31 protein-coding genes are annotated in these 25,665 nt (G+C 63.8%); 10 read left to right on the top strand and 21 right to left on the bottom strand.

Translation table 11 applies throughout. The annotated features are described in order from the left end of the window. Positions 1 to 161: 161 nt before the first annotated feature. From V8J82_RS00535 to V8J82_RS00565, 7 genes are all read right to left on the bottom strand, one after another. Positions 162 to 1,142, bottom strand: coding sequence for a molybdopterin-binding protein (locus V8J82_RS00535; RefSeq protein ID WP_339970999.1), 981 nt, complete (start codon positions 1,140 to 1,142; stop codon positions 162 to 164). Continuing rightward, positions 1,139 to 2,098, bottom strand: coding sequence for an XdhC family protein (locus V8J82_RS00540; protein ID WP_339971001.1), 960 nt, complete (start codon positions 2,096 to 2,098; stop codon positions 1,139 to 1,141). Before V8J82_RS00540 ends, V8J82_RS00535 begins: the two co-directional genes overlap by 4 nt. A 115-nt stretch (positions 2,099 to 2,213) precedes the next feature. Further along, a complete protein-coding gene (locus tag V8J82_RS00545) occupies positions 2,214 to 4,166 on the bottom strand; it encodes an OmpA family protein (RefSeq protein WP_339971002.1) in 1,953 nt (650 codons plus the stop codon). Positions 4,167 to 4,259: 93 nt separating this feature from the next. Beyond that, complete coding sequence (locus V8J82_RS00550) at positions 4,260 to 5,525, bottom strand: vWA domain-containing protein (RefSeq protein WP_339971003.1); 1,266 nt, start codon at positions 5,523 to 5,525, stop codon at positions 4,260 to 4,262. A gap of 62 nt (positions 5,526 to 5,587) precedes the next feature. Next, the gene (locus tag V8J82_RS00555; protein WP_339971004.1) at positions 5,588 to 6,130 is read right to left on the bottom strand and encodes a peptidase S1; all 543 of its coding nucleotides are present in this window, start codon (positions 6,128 to 6,130) and stop codon (positions 5,588 to 5,590) included. Between the two features lie 101 nt (positions 6,131 to 6,231). Continuing rightward, positions 6,232 to 6,792, bottom strand: a complete 561-nt coding sequence (locus tag V8J82_RS00560; RefSeq protein ID WP_339971006.1) for a P-loop nucleotide/nucleoside kinase family protein — start codon at positions 6,790 to 6,792, stop codon at positions 6,232 to 6,234. Then, positions 6,789 to 7,682, bottom strand: a complete 894-nt coding sequence (locus V8J82_RS00565; RefSeq protein WP_339971008.1) for an AAA family ATPase — start codon at positions 7,680 to 7,682, stop codon at positions 6,789 to 6,791. The genes V8J82_RS00560 and V8J82_RS00565 overlap by 4 nt, the downstream gene beginning before the upstream one ends. 271 nt (positions 7,683 to 7,953) lie before the next feature. Here V8J82_RS00565 and V8J82_RS00570 point away from each other — a divergent pair, with 271 nt between their 5' ends. After that, the gene (locus V8J82_RS00570; RefSeq protein ID WP_339971014.1) at positions 7,954 to 8,673 is read left to right on the top strand and encodes a hypothetical protein; all 720 of its coding nucleotides are present in this window, start codon (positions 7,954 to 7,956) and stop codon (positions 8,671 to 8,673) included. Here the strand turns inward: V8J82_RS00570 and ureG are convergent. The 14 genes from ureG to V8J82_RS00640 form a co-directional block, all read right to left on the bottom strand. After that, entirely contained in the window at positions 8,639 to 9,259 is a 621-nt protein-coding gene (ureG, locus tag V8J82_RS00575) for an urease accessory protein UreG (RefSeq protein ID WP_339971016.1), read from the bottom strand. The genes V8J82_RS00570 and ureG overlap by 35 nt on opposite strands. A gap of 120 nt (positions 9,260 to 9,379) precedes the next feature. Then, positions 9,380 to 10,051: an urease accessory protein UreF gene (locus V8J82_RS00580; protein WP_339971018.1), complete on the bottom strand. Its 672-nt coding sequence runs from the start codon at positions 10,049 to 10,051 to the stop codon at positions 9,380 to 9,382. Continuing rightward, on the bottom strand, positions 10,048 to 10,497 hold the full coding sequence (locus V8J82_RS00585; protein ID WP_339971020.1) for an urease accessory protein UreE: 450 nt from the start codon (positions 10,495 to 10,497) through the stop codon (positions 10,048 to 10,050). Before V8J82_RS00585 ends, V8J82_RS00580 begins: the two co-directional genes overlap by 4 nt. A 147-nt stretch (positions 10,498 to 10,644) precedes the next feature. Then, positions 10,645 to 10,860, bottom strand: coding sequence for a hypothetical protein (locus tag V8J82_RS00590; protein ID WP_339971022.1), 216 nt, complete (start codon positions 10,858 to 10,860; stop codon positions 10,645 to 10,647). 124 nt (positions 10,861 to 10,984) lie between these two features. Continuing rightward, positions 10,985 to 11,605, bottom strand: a complete 621-nt coding sequence (locus V8J82_RS00595) for a hypothetical protein (RefSeq protein ID WP_339971024.1) — start codon at positions 11,603 to 11,605, stop codon at positions 10,985 to 10,987. A gap of 122 nt (positions 11,606 to 11,727) precedes the next feature. After that, a complete protein-coding gene (locus V8J82_RS00600; protein WP_339971026.1) occupies positions 11,728 to 12,348 on the bottom strand; it encodes a hypothetical protein in 621 nt (206 codons plus the stop codon). Next, the gene (gene ureC, locus V8J82_RS00605; protein ID WP_339971028.1) at positions 12,297 to 14,006 is read right to left on the bottom strand and encodes an urease subunit alpha; all 1,710 of its coding nucleotides are present in this window, start codon (positions 14,004 to 14,006) and stop codon (positions 12,297 to 12,299) included. The genes V8J82_RS00600 and ureC overlap by 52 nt, the downstream gene beginning before the upstream one ends. A 600-nt stretch (positions 14,007 to 14,606) precedes the next feature. Continuing rightward, complete coding sequence (locus V8J82_RS00610; protein ID WP_339971030.1) at positions 14,607 to 15,422, bottom strand: cyclase family protein; 816 nt, start codon at positions 15,420 to 15,422, stop codon at positions 14,607 to 14,609. A 20-nt stretch (positions 15,423 to 15,442) separates the two neighbouring features. Then, complete coding sequence (locus V8J82_RS00615; RefSeq protein WP_339971032.1) at positions 15,443 to 15,802, bottom strand: lysozyme inhibitor LprI family protein; 360 nt, start codon at positions 15,800 to 15,802, stop codon at positions 15,443 to 15,445. Continuing rightward, complete coding sequence (locus tag V8J82_RS00620) at positions 15,799 to 16,107, bottom strand: antifreeze protein (protein ID WP_339971034.1); 309 nt, start codon at positions 16,105 to 16,107, stop codon at positions 15,799 to 15,801. Before V8J82_RS00620 ends, V8J82_RS00615 begins: the two co-directional genes overlap by 4 nt. A 3-nt stretch (positions 16,108 to 16,110) precedes the next feature. After that, the gene (locus V8J82_RS00625; RefSeq protein WP_339971036.1) at positions 16,111 to 16,416 is read right to left on the bottom strand and encodes an urease subunit beta; all 306 of its coding nucleotides are present in this window, start codon (positions 16,414 to 16,416) and stop codon (positions 16,111 to 16,113) included. Then, positions 16,413 to 16,676 (bottom strand): hypothetical protein, encoded by a 264-nt coding sequence (locus V8J82_RS00630; RefSeq protein ID WP_339971038.1) that lies wholly within the window; start codon positions 16,674 to 16,676, stop codon positions 16,413 to 16,415. The genes V8J82_RS00625 and V8J82_RS00630 overlap by 4 nt, the downstream gene beginning before the upstream one ends. A 15-nt stretch (positions 16,677 to 16,691) precedes the next feature. Beyond that, positions 16,692 to 16,994: an urease subunit gamma gene (locus tag V8J82_RS00635; protein ID WP_339971040.1), complete on the bottom strand. Its 303-nt coding sequence runs from the start codon at positions 16,992 to 16,994 to the stop codon at positions 16,692 to 16,694. A 9-nt stretch (positions 16,995 to 17,003) separates the two neighbouring features. Then, a complete protein-coding gene (locus tag V8J82_RS00640; RefSeq protein ID WP_339971042.1) occupies positions 17,004 to 17,810 on the bottom strand; it encodes an urease accessory protein UreD in 807 nt (268 codons plus the stop codon). A gap of 146 nt (positions 17,811 to 17,956) precedes the next feature. On the opposite strand from V8J82_RS00640, the gene pyrC reads away from it, so the two are divergent. The 9 genes from pyrC to V8J82_RS00685 all read left to right on the top strand — a co-directional run bounded on the left by pyrC (position 17,957) and on the right by V8J82_RS00685 (position 25,428). Then, positions 17,957 to 19,000, top strand: a complete 1,044-nt coding sequence (pyrC, locus tag V8J82_RS00645; RefSeq protein WP_339971044.1) for a dihydroorotase — start codon at positions 17,957 to 17,959, stop codon at positions 18,998 to 19,000. Positions 19,001 to 19,043: 43 nt separating this feature from the next. Continuing rightward, the gene (locus V8J82_RS00650; RefSeq protein ID WP_339971046.1) at positions 19,044 to 19,724 is read left to right on the top strand and encodes an orotate phosphoribosyltransferase; all 681 of its coding nucleotides are present in this window, start codon (positions 19,044 to 19,046) and stop codon (positions 19,722 to 19,724) included. A gap of 284 nt (positions 19,725 to 20,008) precedes the next feature. Then, positions 20,009 to 21,526 (top strand): replicative DNA helicase, encoded by a 1,518-nt coding sequence (locus tag V8J82_RS00655; RefSeq protein ID WP_339971048.1) that lies wholly within the window; start codon positions 20,009 to 20,011, stop codon positions 21,524 to 21,526. 83 nt (positions 21,527 to 21,609) lie between these two features. Continuing rightward, positions 21,610 to 22,635 (top strand): alanine racemase, encoded by a 1,026-nt coding sequence (alr, locus tag V8J82_RS00660; protein ID WP_339971050.1) that lies wholly within the window; start codon positions 21,610 to 21,612, stop codon positions 22,633 to 22,635. Then, entirely contained in the window at positions 22,632 to 23,414 is a 783-nt protein-coding gene (locus V8J82_RS00665) for an MlaE family ABC transporter permease (RefSeq protein ID WP_339971052.1), read from the top strand. The genes alr and V8J82_RS00665 overlap by 4 nt, the downstream gene beginning before the upstream one ends. Positions 23,415 to 23,528: 114 nt before the next feature. Next, positions 23,529 to 24,272, top strand: coding sequence for an ABC transporter ATP-binding protein (locus V8J82_RS00670; RefSeq protein ID WP_339971054.1), 744 nt, complete (start codon positions 23,529 to 23,531; stop codon positions 24,270 to 24,272). Between the two features lie 48 nt (positions 24,273 to 24,320). Then, positions 24,321 to 24,566, top strand: coding sequence for a hypothetical protein (locus tag V8J82_RS00675; RefSeq protein WP_339971056.1), 246 nt, complete (start codon positions 24,321 to 24,323; stop codon positions 24,564 to 24,566). Continuing rightward, positions 24,563 to 24,940, top strand: a complete 378-nt coding sequence (locus tag V8J82_RS00680; RefSeq protein ID WP_339971058.1) for a hypothetical protein — start codon at positions 24,563 to 24,565, stop codon at positions 24,938 to 24,940. The genes V8J82_RS00675 and V8J82_RS00680 overlap by 4 nt, the downstream gene beginning before the upstream one ends. A 35-nt stretch (positions 24,941 to 24,975) precedes the next feature. Next, positions 24,976 to 25,428, top strand: coding sequence for a paraquat-inducible protein A (locus tag V8J82_RS00685; protein ID WP_339971060.1), 453 nt, complete (start codon positions 24,976 to 24,978; stop codon positions 25,426 to 25,428). The last annotated feature ends 237 nt before the right edge of the window (positions 25,429 to 25,665 follow it).

The following is a 25,665-nucleotide window of genomic DNA, read 5'->3' on the forward strand; positions in this document are numbered from 1 at the left end:
CTCCCTTGGTTATTGAAACTATCCAACCATGATTAGGCTCAAAGACAAACAGGAAATTTTGCCGCGATTTCAGGGAATTGATGCCAATTCGAGCATGTTGCAGGCGCAGCATTTTTTGCGCTTGCAGCAATGCGGTGCAGGATAAGTCATGATTGTAACGCTTACGCGTCCCGTGGGCGGGGCCGGGTCGGAATTTCTTTCAGCAGGCCGCCGACGCCCATCCCCATGATATCCTCCGGTGCAACGGGCACGCCGCAGATCACCCGCTCCAGCACCCAATCGGCGCCGTTCATCGCCGGGGAGCGGGCGCAGCCCGGCAGACCGATCACCGGGCGGTCCTGGGCGGTGCCGATAAAAAGCAAGTTTCCCGGATCCACTGGCATCCCGTAATGGCTGATCACGCCATCCGCCGCCCGCACGCTTTCGGGCGCTGTGTCCCGTGCGTCGGACGTGGCCGAGCCGGTCAGGATCAGCACCAGCGCGCCGGGCGCCGCGCGGATCGCGGCGGCGATGGCGTCGATGCGGTGCGGCACGACGCAGCGCGGGCTTAACGCCACATCCAACCGGTCAAGCCGCGCCTTCATCGCGCGGCGGCCCTTATCGGGCATCGGCGCGTCGCCGATCTGGGTCTCGATCAGCGTGGCCGACGGGATTTCCGGCGCCTTCAGCGCCACCGCCCCCTGCCCCGCCGCACAGGCCGCCGCGACATCGGCCTCGGCGGCGGCAAACGGGATGATCTTGACCGTCACCGCCAGGCCGCGCGGGCCCAACCGCGTCCATTCCGGCACGGTGGCCACGGTGATCGCCGGGTTGATCCGGTTCACGCGGTGGATCGCGGAGGCATCGACGGCGACAATTCCCGGGCCTTCGGCACGCAGGTTTACACGCCCGGTCGCGGCGGCGTCCTGGATCAGCCCCGGCCCGGCCAAAGCGCTGGCAATCCGGGTCGCGGCCTCATCCTCGTGCAGATCGCCAGACTGCAATTGCGCGACATTCACCGACGCGATCCCCGCGCCCTGCAAGGCCTCGATATCGGCGGCGCTCAACCAACGGCCCTTTGGCAGGCGCAGGCCATTGATACGCAGGCAATGGGCCAGGATCGTGCCCTCAGCCTCACCCGTCGGGAGTGGTCCGAATTTCATATCTGCCGCAGGACCTGGGTGATCTGGCCCATGATCGATACAGCGATCTCCCCCGGTCCCTTGGCACCGATATTCAGGCCGACAGGCGCGTGGATCTTGGCGATCTCTTCGTCGGAAAACCCCGCCTCAGCCAACCGGGCCACCCGTTTGGCATGGGTGCGGGTCGAGCCCAGGCAACCGAGGTAGAACACATCCGAGCGCAGGGTTGCCTCAATCGCCGGATCGTCCAGCTTCGGGTCGTGGGTCAGGGTCACCACGCAAGTGCGCGCGTCGAGGCCCAGCGCGGCCAGCGCCTCGTCCGGCCAGTCTTCGACGATGGTCTCGCCGGGGAACCGGGCAGCGGCGGCAAAGGCGGGTCGGGGATCGACCAGCGTGGCGTCATAGCCCGCCAGGCGGGCCATGGGCAGCAGCGCCTGGGCGATATGCACTGCGCCGACCACGATCATGCGCAGGGGCGGTAGGTGGAAATGGACGAACACGTCACCCTCCATTCCCGTTGCGGCACCGCGAAACCAGTCGGGGCGGGTTTGGGGCGTGGCAGTGAACCGTTCACCGGTGTCCGTATCGACGCAATAGGCGATGGATTGGCGCGACGCACGCGCCGCAACCAACGCGGCCAGACAGTCTTCGCCCATCGCGCTGACCGGCTCCACCCAGACACGGATGCGCCCGCCACAGGCCAGCCCGACCGCAAAGGCTTCATCGTCGGAGACGCCAAATTCCAGCATCTTGCCCTCAGTCGCCTGCGCCATCTCCATCGCCTCGACCACCACGGCGCCTTCGACGCAACCGCCCGAGACCGAGCCCGCCATTTCGCCGTCGCCTGCGATCACCAATTGCGCGCCCACCGGGCGTGGGGCCGAGCCCCAGGTTTCCACCACCGTTGCCAGAACCGCACCGCGACCTGCGCGGTGCCAATCCAGGGCCCGTTCGGGCATCTGCTCCACATCGTCCATAGGCGGCCTCCCACGCAGGAGCCTAGCGCGCCCACACCCGGGCGCAACGAAAAAGCCCCGGCGCCGATGGGAGGTATCGGGCCGGGGCGGCGGCGGGGGAGAGGTCCGCCGGTTGTCAGTTGGCCTGTGCGCTCTGCAGCAGCTCGGTCACACGGCGCACGACGACACGGCGATTGGCCGGTTCATCGGCAAGCGTCGGCACCAGAAGATCCGACTCGCCGTAGCCCTGCAGAACCATATTGGCCGCCGGAACGCCGAAATATTCGGTCAGCGCGCGCGCCACGCTTTCGGCACGACGGTCCGACAGGGTCAGGTTCGACGCCGCCGAGCCCACGGCGTCGGTATGGCCTTCGATCAGGAACACCTCACCGGGGTTTTCCTGGATCTGGGCGACCATGAACTCACCCAGCGCCAGCAATTCCTCGGCCTCGGTTTCACGCACGGCGGCAGAGCCGGTCTCGAAGGTGATGTTGTTCACCTCGACGGCAGGGGCCAAGTAGCGCACGCGCTCGATCTCGCGCACCTGGGCCAGCGAGAAGCCGCGGTCGACCACCTGGGCGTTCAGCAGCGCCTGGCGCAGGGCATCGCCATCGGCGGTCGAGAGCGCTGTTTGCGGAACCTGTTGCGGCTGCGGCAGGGTCGTGATGTCGACGGCCTCGACCCGCTGCGTGTCATCGAACAAAATGAATTCGCGGCCATCGGTGCCGATGATCGACCGGCGCAGAACGCGCAATTCCGGTGAGCGGATGGTCACGACCTGGCTGCCATCGGGCTGGTTCACGATGGTGCGGGTCGAGCCGTCCTGGAAGCGCTGTGTCGTGACCTCGGATCCGGGCTGGCGCAGGATCGCATCATCATCCCGCAAGACCTGCAGATTGCCGCTGGGATCACGGACAATGACGCGGTCGGGCGCCTGGCTGACGACCTCGCGGTTGCCGCCCAGAAGCGTGCCGACCACAGCGCCACCAACGGCGCCCAGAAGTGCGGCTTCCAGTGTCGTCAGACCGCGATCATCGTCTTCTTCGGCGGCGGCGGTGGCGGCCGGGGCTTCGACGAAGTCTTCGTCCGAGCGGCGCGTCGTTTCTTCGGTCACCATTTCGGTGACTTCCTCAACAGCGGCGGCCTCGTCTGCCTCGGCGCTGGCGGCCAGGGTTTCAGCGGCATCGCCGCTGGCCGCTTCGGTCTCGGCGGCAGAGGGCGCCTCGGGCGTTTCAGGATTGGCGACGCTTTCATCGGCGACCTCGGCGGGTGTCTCTTCCGGTGCCGGCTCTTCCGTGGCGGTGTCTTCAGCGGGCGTCTCGGTCGGAGTTTCTGCCGAGGATTCTTCGGTGGCCGCATCGTCGGCAGGGGCGTTTTCGGCAGGAGCGTCAGCGGGCGCTTCCTCGGTCGCCTCTGCAGCAGGCGCTTCTTCGACCGCCTCTTCCGCCGGAGCCTCTTCTGCGGGGGCCTCTTCAGCCGGAGCTTCTTCTACTGGAACTTCTTCCGAGGGGACCTCCTCAGCGGGAGCTTCTTCGGCAGGCGCTTCCTCGATTGGGGCGTCTTCTGCGGGCGCCTCGTCCACCGGCGCGGCCTCAGCCGGAGCCTCCTCGACCGGCGCTTCCTCTGCGGGGGCTGCCTCAGCAGGTGCTTCTTCGACCGGCGCTTCCTCCACGGGAGCCTCTTCTACGGGGGCTTCGTCAACGGGGACTGCCTCAGCCGGAGCCTCTTCGACAGGGGCTTCTTCAACAGGCGCGGCCTCTGTCGGGGCCTCTTCCACAGGGGCTTCCTCTACCGGTGCCTCGGTCGGCGCTTCTTCAACTGGGGCAGCTTCGGCAGGCGCCTCTTCCACGGGGGCCTCCTCGACCGGAGCCGCCTCTGCAGGGGCTTCTTCAACGGGGGCTTCTTCAACAGGGGCGGCTTCGGCGGGGGCCTCTTCGGTGGGCGCGGCCTGAAGCGCAGCGCAGTCTTCAGCGCTTAGGCCTTCGGGGCACGCGACGGCACCTTCTGTGGCTTGTGCCAGGATCGGATGGGGAACGGCGAGGGCCAGGCTGGCGACCAGGGCTGTGGTTGTGGCTAGGGTACGGCGCATGATGTCTCACTCCAATTTCCGGCACAGTTGGACGGGAACGAGTCGCACCGCAATTGGTTCCGAAAGCGGTGCGCTGACGCGGCGATAGCTTGCCTAAGCTGCGCGCAAAGCCGCCATAAGGCGCGCTTTTTCGCCGGGATCGTCGGGACGCGCGACGGCTTCGGCCAGGCCCGCCAGGGCCGCGATATTGTGGCCCGCGCGGAAGCTGGAGACATGGGGCAGCATGGCGCGGATGCCCGCGGCCCTGGGCGCGAACCCGTCCCACCGCAGTAGCGGATTGACCCAGATCACCCGGCGCGAGGACAGCGCCAGACGCTCCATCGCAGCCCCCAGACGCTCGGGTTCATCGCGATCGAGCCCGTCGGTGATCAGCAGCACGACGGCCCCCTGCCCCAGCACGCGGCGCGACCAATCGCGGTTGAACGCCTCAAGGCAGGCACCGATCCGCGTTCCGCCCTCCCAATCCTGGGCTTCGGCCCCTGCGGCGGCCAGGGCCGCATCCACATCGCGCGCGCCCATATGGCGGGTAATATTCGTGAGCTGCGTGCCAAAGGTGAAGGCATGGACCTGCGCCCAGCCTGCACCTTTCTGGTTCGACACCGCATGGAGGAAATGCAGGACCGCGCGGGAATATTGGCTCATCGAGCCGGAGATATCACAGAGCGCCACCAGGGACGGCCAGCGTGTGCGCCGCTCCTTGCGCGCAAACTCGACCACATCGCCGCCACGCGCCATGGCACCGCGCATCGTGCGGCGCCAATCGGGCCGGGCGCCCTGGGGGGCCGATTGCGTTCGACGCGACATCAGCGGCGGCACCGACAGGGTCATCTGGGCAATGATGCGCTTCGCTTCGGCCATCTCGGATACGCTCATCTGTTCGAAATCGAGCGTTTTCAGCTTTTCCTCACGGCTCATCGTGAGGGTCGCGTCGATCTCAATCTCGGTTCCCTGCTCGGAGTCGGCGTCGCCCATATCGGGCACATCGCGGTCGACGCCGTGCAGCAGTGCCTCGGCCGCCCGTTTTTCGGCGGCCTTGGCCGTGCGATCCTCGGCCACACCGCGCACGGCCGGGGTCAGCATCGACATCATGTGTTCCAGATAGCGGGGATCGCGCCAATAGAGACGAAACACCTGATCGAACACTGCGCGATGTTCGGGACGGGCAGTGAAACAGGCGCGCAATGTATAGTAGAACTCGGCCCGTTCGCTGAACCCCGCCGCGGCAACGGCAGCAATCGCATCGGTGACCCGCCCCGGCCCGGCGGGCAAGCCCGCCACCCGCAAGGCCCGCGCGAAATGCGTGATGTTGCGGGTCAGCTGCGGGTTTTCAGGCAGATCGAGGGGCGCATATTCCATCACGCCACAAAAAACGCCCCCAGCCTTGCGGTCAAGGCCAGGGGCGTCGTGTCAGAGCATCGGCTTTACTGCGTGTATTCCGTCACGATCAACCGCGCGGGGTTATTGGAGGACGGATTGTAGCTGCCGGTCCAGACATCATACTGGCCGATCAGCGGGTTGAAAAAGGTGATCGAGCTGTCGAAGCCATTGGTCAGCGGCACCGCACGGCTGGGCCAGCCGCGGGTATCGTCATTGTAATGCCAGGTGCCATCGGGCGCGTTCACGATCAGCACCGTGTCGACCGAAGAGGTCGATTGCAGGGCAAAGGTCAGCGACCCGGTGGGCGATGACCCGCCGCTGGGGCTGGGGCGATATTGCAGACGGAAATCGGGGCGCGACACCACGTATCCGGGCCCAAGATAAGGCGCGCAATTGGCCAGGTTCACCCGGCCCCCGGCGGTCAGGTTGCGGATATAGGGATCGGGCAGGAAACCGGCCTGCAATGTGTGAGAGCCGAAAACGGTCGGGTTGTTATAATTCGGGCAAGCGGCGGCGACACTGGCCGTGGCCGCAAGCGCCAGGGCAACGACGCCGACACGGGCCATCAGACGTTTGAAGATATTCATGAAAAGGGGTCCTCCGGGGCAAAATGATGCCAAATCTTAACCGCAGGCGCTGGGGTTCTGTCAAAGCATACCTGCATCTGACGGATGGCGGAATTCCGGCACTACACGTTTGTGTCAGAGGCTTGTGCGCAGTGAATCATCGCCTCGATCACCTCAGCTGCCGCCCCTGCCGAGAGGTCTGTCACATCAAGGTCCAACCCGCCCGGCAAGCGCAGCAACCTATGGGTCGCATGCAGATCGCGCAGCATGGCCGCATCGGTCAGTTTGCCGGTCCCATCGCGGGCCGGATCGGTCAGACGCCGCATGTTTTCCTCAGGGTCGATCCGCAGCACAAACGGGACCAGTTGCGCCCCACGATCCTTGGCCAGTTGGATCGTCGGTTCGATCAACGGCCCTTTCGCATCGGTTTCCGCCAGCGCATCGGTCAGGATTAGCGGGACATCGGCGGGCAGACCCAGCGCAGCCTCATACATCACCGCCCGCAATCTTTCCCGCAAGGCGGAGCGGTCGGGCGTGCCCCTTTCAAACAAGGCGCTGGCCGGGTTCAGGATCAGGTGATTGTCGATCAGTCGCGCGCCGATCCGGTCGCGCAGATGCATCGCGATGGTGCGTTTGCCCGATCCCGGCCAGCCTGTGATATGAATGACCGGCGCCGCTTTCACGACAAAGCGTCGGCGCGCAGATCATCAAGGATGCGCTTCGCCTCGGATCCTTGCAGCTTCTGGATGTCATCCTGGTACTTCAGGATCGCGCCCAGCGTGTCGGCAATCACCTCGGGGCTAAGCTCGATCACATCCAACGCCAACAGGCATTTTGCCCAATCCAGCGTTTCGGCGACGCCGGGGCGCTTGAACAGATCCTCGGTGCGCAGGCGCTGCACAAAAGCGACCACCTCGCGGCTGAGCGTTTCCGCCGCTTCGGGGACCCGCGCAGCAAGGATCTGCATCTCGCGCTCCAGATCGGGGTAATCGACCCAATGGTAGAGGCAGCGCCGCTTCAGCGCGTCATGTACCTCGCGCGTGCGGTTCGAGGTCAGAATGACGATGGGCGGTTCCGGCGCGGTGACGGGGCCAAGTTCGGGGATCGTGACCTGAAAATCGCTGAGCGCCTCCAGCAGGAACGCCTCGAACGGTTCATCGGTGCGGTCGATCTCATCGATCAGCAGCACTGGCGCACCGGTGGGATCGGGGCGCATGGCCTGCAGCAACGGCCGCTCGATCAGGTAATCCTCGGTGAACACATCCCTCGCCGCGATGCTGCCCGAGGTCTCTGCCGCGCGGATCGCAATCATCTGCGCGGCAAAATTCCATTCATAGACCGCGCTGGCCGCATCGAGCCCTTCATAGCATTGCAGCCGGATCAACCGCCGCCCCGTCGCCGCGGCAATGGCTTTGGCGATCTCGGTCTTGCCGGTGCCCGCCTCTCCCTCCAGGAACAGTGGGCGGCCCAGGCGCAAACTGAGAAAGACCACCGTCGCCAAGGCCTGGCCGCAGACATAGCCCTGCGCGGCGAGGGCCGATTGCACCGAAGGGATCGTCTCAAAGCTGTTCATGATCGCGCCCCTCCGGTCCGTGATCGTATGAATTCTTGTTTTCTTTCAAATGCAAAAGCGCGCCCTCCCCGGCTGCCCCCATCAATACTTGGCTTTTTAGACAGGTCAAACCCGACTGTCTCCGTCTGGGCATCAACGTGTTAACCTGCTAGCAACAAAACCTCTTTGAAATGTCGATAAGCCATCGCAGCGGCGCCACAAATGACAGGCATCTCCTCCACCAGGCCCCAGCGGGTCGCAGTTTGTAACGATCAATCTTAGTATCCCTTCCATGTGCGACAGAGATGATGGCCGACGCGCCCGACAGCTTTGGGCGCGCCATATGGCGCGTATCGGCGCCGATCACGGTGCGTTCGAGCGGTTGAGCCACCGGCATATGGCTCTGTTCGTGCAGGAAGATGACCCGCTGGTGCTGACCTTCAGCCGCGCTGATCATGTCTGGGACCGCGGTATCGACGGGCTGCCACTGGGCTTTGGGCTGGTGCAGGCCCGCGCTTGGTCGCTGCTCTCGCTGATGTCGGTGGGTCCGACCGGATTCCGCGATCAGGGCGTCAGCGCATTTCTGGCCCATCTGGCCCGCGAGCGCTTCTTTGCCAGCTTTCCAAGCATCCTGATCCTGGCCACCGGCCCCGACAGTGCGCAGGCCGCGATCCGGATGCGTGCGCTGCTGCCCCAGGCGCATCTGGTCCTCACGCGCCCCAGCGCCGCCACAGCGCGCCTGATCGCCCGCGATCAGTTGGAGGCCACCGGCGGCACATTGATTTGCGCCCTAGACGATCAGCGCGAAAGCGAAGCAACGGTTCCGACCCTGCGCGTGCCGATCAGCGCCGATGCGCTGGACGCCGCGATTGCCGCGCCGCGGATGCTGGTGCCGCTGAGCCAAGCGGTGCTTGATGGCAGCTTGACCGATCCCGACCAGCGCGCCGGACTGATCGAGCTTGCGGTCGCCGTCGCCGCTAGGCAGGGCACAGACCGCCCGCCTCTTCGATAAACGCCACCACCTCGGCCACCCCCTTGCCGTCACGCAGATTGGCCAGCACAAAAGGTCGGGGACCGCGCGCGGCCCGGGTATCGGACAACAACAGATCGGGATCGACGCCGACATGGGGCGCCAGATCCAGCTTGTTGACGATCAGAAAATCCGACCGCGTGACCCCGGGGCCCTTTTTGCGCGGAATGTCCTGCCCCGCCGCGGTGTCGATCACGTAAAGCGTCAGATCCGCCAATTCCGGCGAGAAGGTCGCGGCCAGATTGTCGCCACCGCTTTCGATGAAAATCACATCCAGATCCGGGATCCTCTCTTGAAACTCCGCCACCGCGGCCAGATTGATCGACGCGTCTTCGCGGATCGCGGTATGGGGGCAACCGCCGGTCTCGACCCCCTTGATCCGCTCAGCGGGCAAGATCTGTGCGCGCAGCAAAAACTCCGCATCCTCGGCGGTGTAGATATCATTGGTGATCACCGCGACCGAATAACGCGCCGCCATCTCCTTGGCCAAGGCCCCGGTCAATGTCGTCTTCCCGGCCCCGACAGGCCCCCCGATCCCAACGCGCAACGGCCCGTTCACCGATCCCATAACCACTCCACTTTTCCGAAACCCTGTCGCAATGCTCCGCGCCCCCTTTCATCTTGGCAGAAAAACTCCGGGGGAGGCGCAGCCGGGGGCAGCGCCCCTCTTCGTCTGATATATCGCGCCTTACGTCCGAAAAATACGAACCTCCAGCCCTTCATGTTCCATCGCTGCCAGATCGGCCCCGAAGGCCGCTTGGCCCAACCCGTCCAGACCGGCGCGGCTGGCCTTGCGGGCAACATCGGTGATCACGGGGCGCAACGCGGCATGCACCCCCTGCCCGACAGATTGCCCAAGGGGCATGAAGCGCACGGCGGCAGAGATCAGACTGGCGGCAAACGCCTGCAAATACAGGGTCAGCACCACATCCACCTTCAGGTCCAGCCATTTGGCGGCGGCGCCGAAGGCCACGGGATAGGGCCGGTTCACACCATCGCCTTCGCCGATTTCGCCCAGGGTCCGGGCCAAGGCCGCCCCTTGATCGCGCGTCTCTTCCCACCTTTCGGCCGAGCCCGCCAGGGCGCGCGCGATATCGCAAAGATCGTCCAGATCCGCCGCCTCATCCATCGCGGCCGCCACCAGGATCGCATCGGAGCGTCCGGCCCCGGCGCGCAGCACGACCGAGATCCAGCGTTCAAGGCCATCGGCATCCGCCACATGGCCTTTCGCGATTTCAGCCTCCAACCCATGGGAATACGCATAGGACGAGGTCGGAAACGCCGGTGACAACCATTGGCTGACCCGTAGCAGCGCCTCGGCCTCCCCCAAACCCAGAGGCACCAGGCGCGCGCCGATCAATGGCTGTGCCCGTGGGTGCGACCGTGACCATACGCCCCCCCTTCCGGTGTGAAAGGCGCGGTCACTTTTGAGACCTCGGCCCCCAGATGCGCCAGCATATCCGACAAGACGTGATCGTCGCGGATCAGCAGGTGATCCTCGGCCACCTGACAGGGCGTGTGCCGATTGCCGATATGCCAGGCCAGACGCACCAGATCGCCGGTCACTTTCAGCAAGGGTTCCGGTGCGGCACTGATCTGGATCAACTTGCCCGATTGGGTCTCGATCGCATCGCCGCTTTCCAAAGAGACGGTCTGCGGCAGATCCAGCAGAACTGCCCCGCCCCCCGAAGTCTCCAAGCGCTTTCGGCGCACAAAGCGCGCCTCATAATCCAGCGCCAAATGGTCGCCCACTGGGCCAGACCAATCCCCGGCACGGTGAATGATATATGCGGTTTCCTGCGACATGGGCGGCCCGGTCCCCCCTTATGTTTGTGGCGCGGCAATACAACGAGTGGCAGTCTAATGCGCAAGTATACCGGTGCGAAGGCCCAAAACGAAAAAACCGCCCTCTGCGCGGTCGCGAGGGCGGTTGATCTGTCGCTTTTTGCGGGGTCAGGTCAGCGCGCGGGCGGCGGCATCGATCACCTGGCGACGGGTCAGGCCCTGGCGCGCAAGCTCTTCATCACTCAATTCCAGCATTAGGCCCGGACGGACATGACCCGTACGGGCGCGGGCAATACGTTCAAATGCGGCGCTGAACCGGTCGACCAGGCCCTGCGCAACCTGTGCGCGGCCAAGTGCATAGGAATTGGTTGTAAAAACGGCCATGGAAGCCTCCGATCAGGGTAACAGGTGGTATCAAATATCCCGAATATAGGTCAGAGATACGAACCTACCTGCCCTGATTGGACAAGCCCGCCTTGCATCGGGTGCAAGGCGCCTTTCCAATGGGTTAACGTACCGGCTCCACGGCAATATCGACGTAATCATAGCTGCCGGAGCCGCTTGAATCCGAATAGCCGGTCAACACACCCGTCCGCAAAGCGGGGATATACATCACCTGTTCGGTATAGGTGTCGTCCTCTGTGCTGATCGTGATGCTGACAGGCACCGCCTCGTAGCTGCAGGCGCCCAGGTTCCAGGTTGTCCGCGCACCGATCGATGCGATCAGCCGCTCCTCCACTTTTCCGCCCGCATCGTCGAAAAACGTCTGCATTGTCGACCATGCCTCGCCCGCAACCGGTTCTGGGATCTCTGCAAGGTCCATCGGGCGCGTCACCCAGCCTGCCGATCCCCGCTCGAGAGCACCGTTTTCAAGAATTGTGCCGTACCAGGCCAGATAGGTGCCGTGAATTGTGATCGATCGGCTGACAATCGGATCATTCGGAATGACGAAATCCACCTCGATCCGATGCTCATCCAAGCGGCGCTGGATTTCGGCACTGCCGTCGGTTGTGGTGAACCGGATCCCGCCCGCCTCAAGATCCGAGGCGACCGGACAGGCTAGAGCGGCTCCGGCGCCGAGCAGAGACACCAGTGTTGCACCATAGGTAGAATATAGGCGGGTTCGCATATCAGAGCTTTCCCTCTGGTGAGTTTCGGCAACGTTTGCACAATCTTGACCAAGTCGCCTCAGATCACCAGCCCATGCGGGCGGGAGGCAGGTCAGCGGGCGATCCTATCGGCAATATATGTCTAACGCGCACGCACGACAGAGATGTCAACGCATTCGAAGCCGCCAGCGACAGTTTCGCCGCTTAGGCCAACCAATATACCGGCGCCGAGGTCTCGCAGATAATTGAACTCTTGAGCTAGGGTTTGATAGCCCCCTTGGCTCGTGAGTGTGACCGGCAGAGCCGTGTAACTGCAGGCGCCCAGAACCCAGGTGAACTCCGCCGCAACCGTGCTTGAAATCTGTTGGTTTTCCAGGTCGCGCCCCGGGCGGACCTCTGCTTGGCTCATCGTCCAGCTTTGGCCGGCGGCAGGGATCGGAATATCCGAAATCGCGCGGTCCCGTTTGATCCAACCGCTGGACCCATCCTCCAAAACGCCATCTGCATCGAAGGTTCCAGACGAGTGTAGATAGACGCCTTGAATGAAAACATTGCGATGGATATCTGGCGGCCCCACTGAATGGTAGCCCACCTCGATCCGATCCGCATCAATCCTACGGTGCACCTCGGCCAATCCGTCGGAGGTGGTGAAGCCGATGCCAGGCCCCTCCAGATCCGCCGCCGCCGGACAGGCCAAAGCCGGACCTGCGCCTAGTACATAAAGTAGCGCTGCGCCATGGGCAGTTCGGCGGCGGGTTCGCATGTCAGGATCTCCCCATCGGCGCGCACCTCATAGGTCTCGGGATCCACATGGACCTCGGGCGTGGCGGAATTGTGGATCATATCCGCCTTGGTGACGCCGCGAATGTTCGACACCGGAATAGTGGACTTCGCAAGGCCCAGCTGATCCCCGATCCCCGCGCTTTGCGAGGCGCCGCTCACAAACAGCACCGCGGAATGTTCCAGCGACCGCCCATAGGCGCCAAACATCGGGCGCGAATAGACCGGCTGCGGCGTCGGGATCGAGGCATTGGCGTCGCCCATCTGGGCGCAGGCAATTGTGCCGCCCAGCAGCACCATTTCGGGTTTCACCCCAAAGAAGGCGGGCGACCAGAGGCACAGATCGGCGCGCTTGCCTTCCTCGATACTGCCGATCTCAGTGGACATGCCGTGCACGAGGGCGGGGTTGATCGTATACTTCGCCACGTAGCGTTTGACGCGGGCATTGTCGTTGTCGCCGGTTTCCTCAGCCAGGCGCCCGCGCTGCTTCTTCATTTTGTCGGCGGTCTGCCAGGTGCGGATGATCACCTCGCCCACACGGCCCATCGCCTGGCTGTCGGAGGCCATGACTGAGAAGGCACCCATATCGTGCAGGATGTCTTCAGCGGCGATGGTTTCCTTACGGATCCGGCTTTCGGCAAAAGCCACATCCTCAGGGATCGATTTGTCGAGGTGGTGGCAGACCATCAGCATATCCAGATGCTCTTCCAGCGTGTTCACGGTGTAAGGCATCGTCGGGTTGGTCGAACTTGGCAGGATATTCTGATAGCCCACGACCTTCATGATATCCGGCGCGTGGCCGCCGCCTGCCCCTTCGGTGTGGAAGGCATGGATCGTGCGGTCGCCGATGGCGGCGAGCGTATTCTCCACAAAGCCGGATTCATTGAGCGTGTCGGTGTGGATCATCACCTGCACATCCATCTCATCGGCCACGCTCAGGCAGCAATCGATGGCGCCCGGGGTCGTCCCCCAATCCTCATGCAGTTTCATCGCGCAGGCGCCCGCATTGATCATCTCGACCAGGGCGTCGGGTTGGGAGGCGTTGCCTTTGCAGGACAGGCCGAAATTCATCGGAAACGCGTCGAGCGCCTGCAACATCCGCCCGATATGCCACGGGCCCGGCGTGCAGGTCGTGGCGAGGGTCCCGTGGGCCGGGCCGGTGCCGCCGCCGAGCTGCGTGGTGATGCCCGAATGCAGCGCATCATCGATCTGTTGCGGGCAGATGAAGTGGATATGCGCGTCAAAGCCCCCCGCCGTCAGGATACGCCCCTCGCCCGCAATGGCCTCGGTCCCCGGTCCGATGACGATATCGACGCCCGGCTGCGCGTCGGGGTTGCCCGCCTTGCCGATCTTGTGGATGCGCCCGTCTTTCAGGCCGACATCCGCCTTGTAGATGCCCGTATGGTCCAGGATCAGCGCATTGGTGATCACCGTATCCACCGCGCCGCCCTCGCGGGTGACCTGGGATTGGCCCATCCCGTCGCGGATCACCTTCCCGCCGCCAAACTTCACCTCTTCGCCATAGGTGGTGAGGTCACGCTCGACCTCGATGATCAGGTCGGTATCGGCGAGCCGCACCCGGTCGCCCGTGGTGGGGCCGTACATGGCGGCATAGTCAGAGCGGGGGATTTGGGTGGGCATTTGCGGTCCTTGTTTCTCAGAAAGCGATCAACGGGGGAGAGGAATGACATCTACGTCGTGAAGCCAGATCGGTTCGACAAGGCTCGGGCAAGTCAGCTGAAGATCGATCGGACTAGCGCGGGGACCGGAGGGGCTCCAGGCGGTGCAGCGCTCGCCCGGCGGCCCAAGCCGATACCCACAACCAACTCCGCAGACCGATAGTCTGCCTCGCATATCGCCATAAGCATCATCGCGAGAGGCCGTCTGGAAAGCATAGCCTGAACAACCGGCCACCGACATCGCACTCAGCAAAACAATCACCCTCAAAGTTCCGCGCGCCATCGACGGGCCGCGGTGCGTCGATCCGACGGTATTTCTGCGCGCTTTGTGACTCAGCCCCTTACGCCGCCCGAACGAAGCGCCAAGACCAGCCAAATCGCCGCGCCGGGGGGCAGCCCCCTTTCGGCATCTTTCGCGAGCGCGAAAGAGCCTGTCGGGCAGTGGTCGATGGCGCGGCGCCTTCGGCTTTGCTCCGCGCCGGGACCTTTGCGCAACTGGGACAATCGCCAACGCACGTGCGCTGGCCTTCTCACCGGACTGACGGACGCGACCTATCAAGCCTCAAACCATCGCAAAGATGCGGGCCGGGCCGCCGGTGCCGCCTTCGTGTTTGGGCGCGCCGATGATGATCGTGGCGCCGGAGGCTGGCACCTGATCCAGCCCGGCCAGGTTCTCGATCCCGAACCGGCCCGTGGGCAACCACGCGTAATGCGTTGCAAAATCGGCAGAAATCCCGTGATCGAGCGACAGCGTATCCGAGGCGATCGACCGCGCTCCGGTCTCCAGCAGCATCTCGGTCGCCTCGATATGGAAGCCCGGATAATGCTGCAACTCACCGTCAAACCCACGATATGCATCGCTCGACGCTTTTGCTGCCCATCCCGAATGCATCGCCACACAGGCCCCGTCGGGGATCTCACCATGGGCATCAATCCAGGCCTGCAAATCATCGGGCGTGACCTGCGCATCGGCATCCTCCGCGGCCCGCGCCGCGATATCCACGACACAGAGCGGCGCCACAAGGTCGCCCACCGGGATCTCATCCACGCTGGTGCCATCGGCGCTGAAATGCAGCGGTGCATCGATATGGGTGCCGGTATGTTCATTGACGCTGAGGTTGAACAGGTTGAAGCCGTGTTCGGCGAAGTTGAACGGCTGCTCCGAGGAAATGCCGGGCTCGCCGAAATAGGTCGGGAAGGTCGAACTCAGCGTGTGGGTCATGTCCACAACGCTGGAATGCCCCTCGGCCATCGCTTTCGTCGTACCACCCAGTGTCGCCGCGCCTGCCGCAGCCGCAGCCGCCGCCGAGCCCTTGAAGAACGACCGCCGCGATAACATCCGGTCCTTCACCGCATTCATCACACAAATATCGCACATGGTTTCTCTCCCCCTGATGGTTAGTTCAGCAAATAGGTCTCGATGTCTTCGGTGCGGCGCTGGGTCAGGCGCGCAAGGCAATTGGCGTGGTAGAGCGGTGCAATTGTCCCGCCCAGCGCTTGGCCCGCCTCCATCTCGCAAGTCAGATCGCGATAGGTGATCCACGCCCTTTGCGCCTGACGCAGCCCCTCCTCTTCGACCCGGCCCGAGGCAAGCACGCGCTGATAGACGATGTTCAAAAGCGCATCCCAGCGCTCCCAATCCTGGGCGGCACAGGCATTTAGCTCGATCTGCACCATCGCGGAGCGATCCGAGCAATCCAACGGCTGAGCGGAGGCGGGCGCAGCCATCACCAGCGCGACCCAGAAAGCCAACCTCATCTGGTGCGCCCCCGCTTGGCCAAGCGACGCCGATTTGACCCGGTTTTACGTGCCAAGGGTTTCAACGCCGCCGCCGCGACCTTTTCGGGGGAAGCGCCGCGCCAAATCGCTTTCTGCACCTGTTCGGTGGCCTGAAAAAACGCCTGGGGCTTTTCCGTGACCATCCGCGTGGCCTCCGCTTCGGTGACGTTCCAGGCGCCCCACAGACCCATCACGCGCATCCAGATGACCGCGTTGGCCTCGACCCCGAGGCGCATGATATCCGCGCTGAGCCGCCAATAATCGAACGGATTGACCTGTCGCATGCCCTAGAGCGCCCCCATGACCTGCTGGTTGAAACCATAGACCTTGCGGTCGCCGCCATAAGGCACCAACTGCACGTCGCGGGTCTGACCCGGCTCGAACCGCACGGCGGTGCCGGCGGCGATGTCCAACCGCATGCCGCGCGCTGCATCCCGGTCAAAGGACAGCGCCGCATTGGCTTCGCCGAAATGATAATGACTGCCGACCTGAACCGGCCTGTCCCCGGTATTGGCGACCTCCAGCGTGATCGCCGCACGCCCGGAATTCAGCTCGATCATGCCCTCGGCGGGCATCACTTCCCCCGGGATCATGCACCACCCCCCCGGACCTTGGCGACAATGCGTTTGCCGAAAAGGCCCACCAACGCGCCCAGCAACAGGGCAATAGACGAATGTCCGAAGGTCAGGATCGCTGCGACCAACAAGAGCAGAACCAGCGTCAGAAGATCGAATTCCGTCTCGCTGATCGGGATTTTGGCCAACGCTATCTGTTCCATTGCGCGGCGGACCATGGGCTCGAAGGTGGGGGTCAGCACCCCCGCTACAGCGCCCAGAATGAAGCTCCAAATCATATCACACGTCTCCTGTCAGCGGATCGGGTGGTGCACGGTCACCAGCTTGGTGCCGTCGGGAAAGGTCGCCTCCACCTGTACATCGTGGATCATCTCGGGGATGCCCTCCATACATTGATCGGCGGTGATGACATGGGCGCCCTCCTGCATCAGGGTGGCAACGGATTTGCCGTCACGCGCACCTTCCACGACGAAATCGGTGATCAGCGCGATGGCCTCGGGGTGGTTCAGCTTCACCCCGCGCAACAGCCGGTTGCGGGCCACCAAAGCGGCGAGGGAGATCAGCAATTTGTCCTTTTCACGGGGGCTCAGATTCATGGTCTTCCTTCAGATTTGCCAGACACGCGGCAATGGAGCATTGGTGATGCATTCAACGGCGCGCGCCACCGCTTTGCGCAGCGGATAGGCGCGCGGGGCAAGGAACCGCGCGGTCAGCCGCCCGTCCCAGGCCGATGCGGCGGCGCGGATATCCCGCGGCAAGGCAGTCCGCAGGCGGGCCAGGCGATCTTCGGCGTCCGGCGCGATCAGCGTCAAAGACGCGGTCGCCGTCGCCCCGTTCAACCCCGCCGGAGACGCCGAGGTCAGATCCGCATCGGTCAGCCGGATGGCCTCGATCATCGCGCGCTTGCCGCCGCGCATCACATCGCGCCGGTCGGTCAGGCGCAGGTTTTGAACCCGTTCGCCCATCGCCGCGCGGCCCAAAACCAGGGTTTCCAGCAGGATCAACTCGGCATCCTCGGCCATCTCGACGCTCAATCGCCGGTCCAGCGCCGCGCCATCGAACAGGATCAGTTCCTGCGGCACCCAATGGAGCGTGGCACCAGGCCCAACGCTCAGTCGCGTCTCGACCCGCCCGGGCGCGCCCGTGGCACGGTAAGCGCGCTCCGCCGTTTGGGTCGTGCCGAGTGCTGCGCCATCCTCGATCCGCAGGCTGTATTCCAGGTGATCCCCGCCCGTAACCCCGCCAGCCGTGTTCAGAAAAACCACCTCCGGCGCGCGCCCAAAAACGCGCGGTAACAGACACTTGGCCGAGCCGCTTTGGTGAAGATCCCGCAGACGCCCGCCCGACAGACGGGCCATAGCCCGCCCCCGCACCCGCTGAAGCGGCGTGGTCGTGGTGGCAGCGTCGAACATTACCCACAACCTAGGCGCGTGGCGCGCTGGCAGGCAAGGGGCGAGCTTGGTCAACAGGATCACATCGCGAGAACCGCCCAATTTTTGGGCGCTACACAGATGGGTCGACCTTGTCCCATGGGTCATGAGCGTGTAGCCGAAGGGCCATGACCCGCACTCTTACGATCCGCCGCCCCGACGATTGGCACCTGCATCTGCGTGACGGCGCGATGCTGCAGAGCGTGCTGCCAGAGACCGCCCGCCATTTCGCCCGCGCGATTATCATGCCGAACCTCGTGCCGCCGGTTGTCACCGCCAAAGACGCCGCCGCCTATCGCGACCTCATTCTGGCAGCCCTGCCAGACAATGCCGATTTCACGCCCCTGATGACGCTCTATCTCACCGAGGGTACAGATCCAGCCGATGTTGCCGCCGCCTTCGCGGACGGTTTAATCACCGCGGTGAAGCTCTATCCGGCAGGCGCGACGACCAACTCCGCCTCTGGTGTGCGCGACCTTAACAACGCTCGACAAGTACTTGAAAAGATGGCAGAGATCGGTCTTCCGCTGTGCATCCATGGAGAGGTCACCACCCACGAGGTCGACATCTTCGACCGAGAGCAGGTCTTTCTGGAGACGGTGCTTGATCCGCTGCGCCGCGACCTGCCCGAGCTGAGGGTCACGCTCGAACATATCACCACCGCCCACGGCATTGATTATGTGCGCGACGCACCGGGCGACATCGCGGGCACAATCACCACACATCACCTGATGATCAATCGCAACCACATGCTGGTGGGCGGCATCCGACCGCACTACTACTGCTTGCCCATCGTTAAACGCGCTGAGCATCAGTTGGCGCTGCGTAAGGCTGCCACGTCCGGCCATCCGCGCTTTTTCCTGGGCACGGATTCCGCACCCCATCTCGACGGCGCCAAAGAAACCGCCTGCGGCTGCGCCGGGGTGTTTTCCGCGCCCAACACGATGTCCTGCCTCGCCCATGTGTTCGAAGAGGCGGCAGCGCTCGACCAACTCGAAGCCTTCGCGTCGCTGAACGGCCCCGCCCGTTACGGCCTTGCCCCCAACGACGCCACCCTCACGCTCGAAAAACGCGCCGAACCGGTCGACTACCCCCGCAAGTACCACACACCCGACGGGCCCCTGACCCTCTTTGATCCCGGCCATCCGCTTCATTGGCACATTCTGGACTGACACCCCTTTTCCACTGGCTCCAAATACCCAAAAAAGGCCCGCGATGATCCCTTCCACGTACCCCGACGATGCCACGATGGCGCAAATGACCGCGCGGATGCTGCTCGATATCCGGGCGGTGCATTTCAATACCGATGAGCTCTTTACCCATGCCTCGGGAAAACAGGCGCCAACCTATATCGATTGCCGCAAGCTGATCTCGTATCCCCGCATCCGGTCGGCGGCGATGGATTTCCTGACCTGCAAGGTGATGCGGGATGCGGGGCTGGAAGCCTTCGACAATATCGCTGGCGGCGAGACCGCCGGCATTCCCTTCGCCGCTTTCGTCGCCGAGCGCATGGCGCTGCCGATGTCTTACGTGCGCAAGAAACCCAAAGGCTACGGCCGCGCGGCACAGATCGAGGGGGAGATGCCGGAAGGCGCACGGGTGCTGCTGGTCGAGGATCTGACCACCGATGGCGGCTCGAAACTGAAATTCGTCGATGCGATCCGCCAGGCGGGCGCCAACTGCGGGCATACCGCCGTGATATTCTATTACGGGATCTTCTCAGACACGGAAGCGCGTCTGGCTGAGCACGGGCTGAAATTGCATTGGCTGACAACCTGGGCCGATGTCATTGCCGAGGCCCGGCGCGGCGGTGATTTCGACGCGGACACCTTGGCCGATGTCGAGCGATTCCTGCACGATCCAGATGGCTGGCGGGCTGACCGCGGCCTGACCTAGGATACGCTGTCCCTGTACCGGCCAAAAATCGCCGCGCCGTGGCCAATTCGCCACGTCACATTTCAATGACAGGAAGGTGACACTACCATATCGGCGAAGACATCTGCGATTGGTCAACAACATGTGGTAGTATGCCGATGGCCGGTCGGCATGGGAAGTTTTCCACAGGTTTATACAATTTGACCCGCCCGCACGGGCACCCTCTATACCCGCGGGATCACCGGCGCCCTGCTGCCAATTCGGGACCGGATAAAAAATGTACAAAGCGTATCGGGGGAAAGCAGTTGAGTGAACTTGCGCCGTTTCAGCCACAGGTCCCGGCCCAGCAGGAGGATGCGACAAGCGATCCCGCCACAATCCTGCCGCACAATATCGAAGCCGAACAACAATTGCTGGGCGCGATCCTGACGTCAAACGACGTGCTGGATCGCGTCGATGATCTGGTCTCTCCCAGTCATTTCCACGACCCCGTCCATGCCGCCCTGTTTGAAATGGCCGCGGCGCGCATCGCCAAGGGTCTGCAAACCGACGCGACAACACTGAAAAGCTTTGCCAGCGATATCACCGGCCTCGCCGATCTGGGCGGCGCGGAATATCTGGTAAAGCTGCAGCTTTCGGCCATCGCGACCTCTGCGGCACGGGATTATGCGCAGTTGATTCATGACCTGGCATTGCGGCGAGAGCTGATCGCGCTTGGCGCCCGTGTGTCGGACCGCGCCCGCGCCATGCGCGACGCCGTGAACCCGGACGAACAGATTGTCGAAGCCGAGCAAGAACTGTTTCAACTGGCCTCGACCGGCGGCACCTCGAAAGGGTTCCAAAGCTTTCTGGGCGCGCTGCACGATGCCGTCCAGATGGCCAATGCCGCCCATAACCGCCAGGGCAAGCTGGCGGGCGTGTCGACCGGCCTCGTCGATATGGACCGGATGCTGGGCGGCTTGCACGAATCCGATCTGCTGATCCTGGCCGGGCGCCCGTCGATGGGGAAGACCTCGCTCGCCACAAACATTGCCTTTAACGTCGCCAAGTCCTGGAAAGAGGGCCAGAAAGAGGACGGCACCCAAGGCACAGTCGATGGCGGTGTGGTGGGCTTCTTCAGCCTGGAAATGTCGTCGGCACAGTTGGCGCAACGGATCCTGTCGGAGGCAGCTGAAATCCCGTCGGAATTGATCCGCAAAGGCGATCTGACCGAGCAGGAATTCCAAAAATACCTGCGCGCGGCGGGCGAGTTGGAGCGCTGCCCGCTTTACATCGACGACACGCCCGCCCTGCCCATCGGCCAGGTCGCGGCCCGCGCCCGGCGGTTGAAACGCTCGCCCCGGGGGCTTGATCTGCTGATCATCGATTATTTGCAACTGCTGCGCGGCTCGGCCAACAACCGCGACAACCGCGTGAACGAGATCTCGGAGATCACGCAGGGCCTGAAGGCCATCGCCAAAGAGTTGAACATCCCCGTCATCGCGTTGTCGCAGCTATCGCGCCAGGTGGAAAACCGCGAGGATAAGCGACCCCAACTCAGCGATCTGCGCGAATCCGGCTCGATCGAGCAAGACGCCGACGTGGTGATGTTCGTCTATCGCGGCGAATACTATAAGGAACGCGAGAAACCGGGCGAAGAAAACCTGGAAGCCATGACCAAATGGCAGCAGGATATGGAGGCGCTGCACGGCAAGGCCGAGGTCATCATCGGCAAGCAGCGCCATGGCCCGATTGGAACGGTCGAGCTGAGCTTCGAGGGCCGCTTCACCCGCTTCGGCAATCTCGCCAAGCCCTGGCAGGGTGACGACGATCGCGGCTTCTGACATCCAAGGCTCAGGCGACCAGGCGCGGCGATGAGGGCCGTGCCCCCCTTGACGGCCCGGGCCGCAAGGCGCACCAACCCGATATGGCATCTGGAACACTCCATATCGACAGAGCTGCACTTGCAGCAAATTACATGACGCTTGCGGCCCGCAGCACAGGTGCGACCGCTGCGGTCGTCAAGGCGGATGGCTATGGTTTGGGTGTCGAACTTGCCGCCCAGACCCTAGCCAAAGCGGGCGCACAGCAATTTTTCGTGGCCACCGCAGAGGAAGGCGTCACCCTGCGCGCAGCACTCGGGCCCAGCCCCGAGATCAACATCTTCTCCGGCCATATGGACGGCGATACGGCGCATCTGAAAGACGCGGCGCTGACCCCGATGCTCAACAGCCCCGAGCAGATCGTGCACCACCAGGCCGCCCTGCCCGGCCACGCCTACGGCTTGCAACTCGATACCGGTATGAGCCGCCTGGGCCTGCAACCCGCCGATTGGCCCGAGGCGCGCGCCCATGCCGCGGCCGCCACGCTGCTGATGTCGCATCTGGCCTGCGCCGACGATCCGAGCCATCCCCAAAACGCGAGCCAGCTTGCAGCCTTCCGGGACATGACCGACGGCCTCGCCACACCAAAGTCGCTGGCGGCGACAGGCGGTACCTTGCTGGGCCGCGACTATCATTTCGACCTGACCCGCCCCGGCATCGGCCTTTATGGCGGCTCTCCCTTCACCCAAGCGCGGCCCGTCATCCGCCTGTCCCTGCCGGTGATCCAAATCCGTGAGATCGCGCCGGGGAGCACCGTGGGCTATTCCGCCACCTATATCGCCAAGACCCCCCGCAAGATCGCCACCTTGTCGGCGGGATATGCCGATGGCCTGATCCGAGCGCTCTCCGGCAAGGCCACGCTTTGGCATGGCGATACACCATGCCCGCTTGCCGGACGCGTCTCGATGGATCTGCTGACCGTCGATGTCACCGACTGCACCGAACCGCCGGAAGCGCTCGACATTATCGGCCCGCATCAGAGTATCGACCAACTGGCCGAGGCTGCAGGCACGATAGGCTACGAGATCCTGACCTCCCTGGGCGCGCGCTACAGGCGCGAGGTTCAATGATCCTGCTCAATCCCTTTGGCGCCATCGGCCGCGCCATCCTGGGCCTTTTGGCCAGAATCGGCCAGGTCACACTCTTTGCCCTGGTCGCCCTGCGCCACGTGGTGACCCCACCATTCTACTTGCGCGAGATCGGCCAACAGCTGATCGCCATTGGCTGGCTCAGCCTGCCGGTTGTTGGTCTGACGGCTTTGTTCACCGGCGGCGCGCTGGCGCTGCAAATCTACGCAGGCGGCGCCCGCTTCAATGCCGAGGCCGTGGTGCCCCAAATCGTCGCCATCGGCATCACACGCGAACTTGGCCCCGTCCTGGGCGGCCTGATGGTGGCCGGTCGCGTGGCCGCTGCCATCGCAGCTGAGATCGGCACGATGAAAGTCACGGAACAAATCGACGCGCTGCGCACCCTCTCGACGGAGCCGGTGAAATACCTGACCGTGCCGCGCCTGATCGCGGCGACGATCTCGCTACCGATCCTGGTGGCTGTCGGCGACAGCATTGGCATCTTCGGCGGCTACCTCGTCTCCACCTCGCGGCTCGGCTTCAACGAGGCCGCCTACCTCGCCAACACAATCGACTTCCTGCAGCTCTGGGATGTGACCTCCGGCCTGATCAAAGGCGCCGCCTTCGGCTTCATCGTCGCGCTGATGGGCTGCTATCACGGCATGCACTCCGGCCGCGGTGCCCGCGGCGTGGGCCGCGCCACAACCCAGGCCGTCGTCTCGGCCTCCATCCTCATCCTCGCCACCAATTACCTCCTCACCGAGGCCTTTTTCTCCGCCTGACCTCTTCCAATGGCTCAAAATACCCTTGGGGGAGGCCGCAAGGCCGGGGGCAACGCCCCCACCCGAAACTCAAACCCGACGCGCCGCAGGCGCACCTTTTGACAAACCTTCCCGATGACTTCGAAAATCGCCCTCACTGATCTGACCAAACGCTTCGGTCCCAAACCCGTCCTCCAGGGTGTCACCCTCGACGTGACCCAAGGCGAGAGCCTGGTGGTGATCGGCGGCTCGGGCACCGGCAAGTCGGTGCTGCTGAAATGCATCCTCGGCCTGATCACCCCCGATAGCGGCACCATCACCATTGACGGCCAACCCAATGACGCGCGTTTTCTCGACAAATTCGGGATGCTGTTTCAGGGCGGCGCGCTCTTTGACTCCATGCCGATCTGGCAAAACGTCGCCTTTCGGCTGCAGCGGGGGCCTGGCAAGAAGCCCCGCTCCGAGGCGCGCGAGATCGCTGTCGAGAAACTGCGCCGCGTGGGGCTCAACCCCGACACCGCCGACCTCTACCCATCCGAGCTCTCGGGCGGCATGCAGAAACGCGCAAGCCTCGCCCGCGCCATCGCCGCCGAGCCCGAAATCATTTTTTTCGACGAACCCACAACCGGCCTCGATCCGATCATGTCGGGTGTAATCAACGACCTGATCCATGAAATCGTCACCGAAATGGGCGCCACGACCATCACCATCACCCATGACATGTCTTCGGTCCGCGCCATCGCCAGCCGCGTCGCCATGCTCCATGGCGGCCATATCCAATGGCAAGGTCCCATCGCCGATCTCGACACGGCCCAAGACCCGCATCTGCGCCAATTCATCACCGGCAGCCCCTCGGGCCCGATCGAAACCCTGCGCTAGCCCTCTCGGCCCCTTGTCACCGCTTGGCGTGCGGGTCACATCTCCGCCATGGACATCTATACCTTCACCGCACCAGACGAGTTCGGCCACCCGCTACGGGCGCCGCTGATTACGGATGAAATGACCAAGCCACGCCTGCGCCCCATTGTCGGTTTCTGTGCCCTAAGAAAGAAACTGCGCCCGATCCCCGACCAAAGCCCGCGCAAGCATCCACATCGGATCAAACGGGCCGCTTTGGCGTCTGTCACAATGATCTCCGCCATGTTCGCCTTCCCAATCATGGGCCTCACATGACCCCTCTCGCTGTCATCGAAGCCATCGCGACGCTGCTCTGGTGCTATGCCGCGCTGACAGGTGCCGCCTGGCTTGCTCGCGCGCGCCGTCTCGACCAACGCCAGCATGTTCCCGTCTTCACCGAGCTTCTCGGCCATCTTGTGCCCGCGATGATTCTACTGGTCGGGGTGGTGCTGGTCGGTGCTCTGGTGGGGCTGCCCAGCGTGGTGGTCTTCATCGCCGTCCTCTTCCCCGCTGGCCTCGCCTACGGGCTTCACATGGCCCTCAACGATTTGCGCGACACCGAACAGATCGCATTACGGACCGAATTTCTGCGCGTGGGCCTGGCCCTGTTGCTGGCTGCCCTTGTCATCGTCTGGCGCGGCGCGCCATAAGTCGGCGCCCCAACTCCGAGTTCAATTCCGAAGCCATGCCGCAGAAAACACTCATCGCCGCGAACCTGATCCTGCTGGTCCTGTTTCCGATTTCCTGGATCGCCCCGCTGATGCGGGCGGGATTATTGCCGATCTTCGGCCTGAGCGAGATCTCGATCCTGTCCGGGATCGGCACCTTGTGGGGCGGCGGTGAATGGGCGCTTGCTGCACTTGTCGCCCTATTCGCCTTGGTCGCGCCGATTGCGAAAACCATCTGCCTGATCCTGGTGCAGCTCAGCCGCGCGCCCGCCAGGCTGATGCCGGCTTTGTCGATCATGGGCAAATTCGCCATGGCCGATGTCTTTCTGATCGCGGTCTATGTCACGCTGGCCAAGGGCATCGCCGTGGGCCGTGTGGAAACCGCCTGGGGCCTGTGGCTCTTTACCGGCTGCGTCCTTGCGTCTCTGATCATCTCTCTGGCCACCGCCCGCCATGTCAAACCGACTTGAGGGACACATCTCTCAGTCCCCCTATCCGCGCCTACGCACTGCAACCTCAAAACGCCTCTGCTCTTCGATTGGCTCCCAATACCCCAGGGGGGAGCGCAGCGATGGGGGACAGCGTCCCCCAACCTGAGGCCAAGCGCGTCGCGCGCGGGCCGAGGCAAAACCATGCGCGGCACGCGCACCATCAAGAACCGCAATGCCGCATGCTGGCCGTCGGAAACAAACTGCGCCGCGCTGCCC

It is taken from the genome of Gymnodinialimonas mytili (genome assembly GCF_037544085.1).
In the GTDB taxonomy this organism is placed as follows: Bacteria; Pseudomonadota; Alphaproteobacteria; order Rhodobacterales; family Rhodobacteraceae; genus Gymnodinialimonas; species Gymnodinialimonas mytili.

Excerpts from the sequence above, each read along its gene's own strand:
- alr (WP_339971050.1), top strand. The coding sequence starts at position 21,610 with ATGGCATCTGGAACACTCCATATCGACAGAGCTGCACTTGCAGCAAAT.
- V8J82_RS00685 (WP_339971060.1), top strand. The coding sequence starts at position 24,976 with ATGCCGCAGAAAACACTCATCGCCGCGAACCTGATCCTGCTGGTCCTG.
- V8J82_RS00650 (WP_339971046.1), top strand. The coding sequence starts at position 19,044 with ATGATCCCTTCCACGTACCCCGACGATGCCACGATGGCGCAAATGACC.
- V8J82_RS00640 (WP_339971042.1), bottom strand. The coding sequence starts at position 17,810 with ATGTTCGACGCTGCCACCACGACCACGCCGCTTCAGCGGGTGCGGGGG.
- V8J82_RS00665 (WP_339971052.1), top strand. The coding sequence starts at position 22,632 with ATGATCCTGCTCAATCCCTTTGGCGCCATCGGCCGCGCCATCCTGGGC.
- V8J82_RS00615 (WP_339971032.1), bottom strand. The coding sequence starts at position 15,802 with ATGAGGTTGGCTTTCTGGGTCGCGCTGGTGATGGCTGCGCCCGCCTCC.
- V8J82_RS00570 (WP_339971014.1), top strand. The coding sequence starts at position 7,954 with ATGTGCGACAGAGATGATGGCCGACGCGCCCGACAGCTTTGGGCGCGC.
- V8J82_RS00670 (WP_339971054.1), top strand. The coding sequence starts at position 23,529 with ATGACTTCGAAAATCGCCCTCACTGATCTGACCAAACGCTTCGGTCCC.
- V8J82_RS00635 (WP_339971040.1), bottom strand. The coding sequence starts at position 16,994 with ATGAATCTGAGCCCCCGTGAAAAGGACAAATTGCTGATCTCCCTCGCC.
- V8J82_RS00545 (WP_339971002.1), bottom strand. The coding sequence starts at position 4,166 with ATGCGCCGTACCCTAGCCACAACCACAGCCCTGGTCGCCAGCCTGGCC.
- V8J82_RS00590 (WP_339971022.1), bottom strand. The coding sequence starts at position 10,860 with ATGGCCGTTTTTACAACCAATTCCTATGCACTTGGCCGCGCACAGGTT.
- V8J82_RS00540 (WP_339971001.1), bottom strand. The coding sequence starts at position 2,098 with ATGGACGATGTGGAGCAGATGCCCGAACGGGCCCTGGATTGGCACCGC.
- V8J82_RS00535 (WP_339970999.1), bottom strand. The coding sequence starts at position 1,142 with ATGAAATTCGGACCACTCCCGACGGGTGAGGCTGAGGGCACGATCCTG.
- V8J82_RS00585 (WP_339971020.1), bottom strand. The coding sequence starts at position 10,497 with ATGTCGCAGGAAACCGCATATATCATTCACCGTGCCGGGGATTGGTCT.
- V8J82_RS00555 (WP_339971004.1), bottom strand. The coding sequence starts at position 6,130 with ATGAATATCTTCAAACGTCTGATGGCCCGTGTCGGCGTCGTTGCCCTG.
- V8J82_RS00625 (WP_339971036.1), bottom strand. The coding sequence starts at position 16,416 with ATGATCCCGGGGGAAGTGATGCCCGCCGAGGGCATGATCGAGCTGAAT.
- V8J82_RS00620 (WP_339971034.1), bottom strand. The coding sequence starts at position 16,107 with ATGCGACAGGTCAATCCGTTCGATTATTGGCGGCTCAGCGCGGATATC.
- V8J82_RS00565 (WP_339971008.1), bottom strand. The coding sequence starts at position 7,682 with ATGAACAGCTTTGAGACGATCCCTTCGGTGCAATCGGCCCTCGCCGCG.
- V8J82_RS00630 (WP_339971038.1), bottom strand. The coding sequence starts at position 16,676 with ATGATTTGGAGCTTCATTCTGGGCGCTGTAGCGGGGGTGCTGACCCCC.
- ureG (WP_339971016.1), bottom strand. The coding sequence starts at position 9,259 with ATGGGATCGGTGAACGGGCCGTTGCGCGTTGGGATCGGGGGGCCTGTC.
- V8J82_RS00610 (WP_339971030.1), bottom strand. The coding sequence starts at position 15,422 with ATGTGCGATATTTGTGTGATGAATGCGGTGAAGGACCGGATGTTATCG.
- V8J82_RS00675 (WP_339971056.1), top strand. The coding sequence starts at position 24,321 with ATGGACATCTATACCTTCACCGCACCAGACGAGTTCGGCCACCCGCTA.
- V8J82_RS00600 (WP_339971026.1), bottom strand. The coding sequence starts at position 12,348 with ATGCGAACCCGCCGCCGAACTGCCCATGGCGCAGCGCTACTTTATGTA.
- pyrC (WP_339971044.1), top strand. The coding sequence starts at position 17,957 with ATGACCCGCACTCTTACGATCCGCCGCCCCGACGATTGGCACCTGCAT.
- V8J82_RS00595 (WP_339971024.1), bottom strand. The coding sequence starts at position 11,605 with ATGCGAACCCGCCTATATTCTACCTATGGTGCAACACTGGTGTCTCTG.
- ureC (WP_339971028.1), bottom strand. The coding sequence starts at position 14,006 with ATGCCCACCCAAATCCCCCGCTCTGACTATGCCGCCATGTACGGCCCC.
- V8J82_RS00680 (WP_339971058.1), top strand. The coding sequence starts at position 24,563 with ATGACCCCTCTCGCTGTCATCGAAGCCATCGCGACGCTGCTCTGGTGC.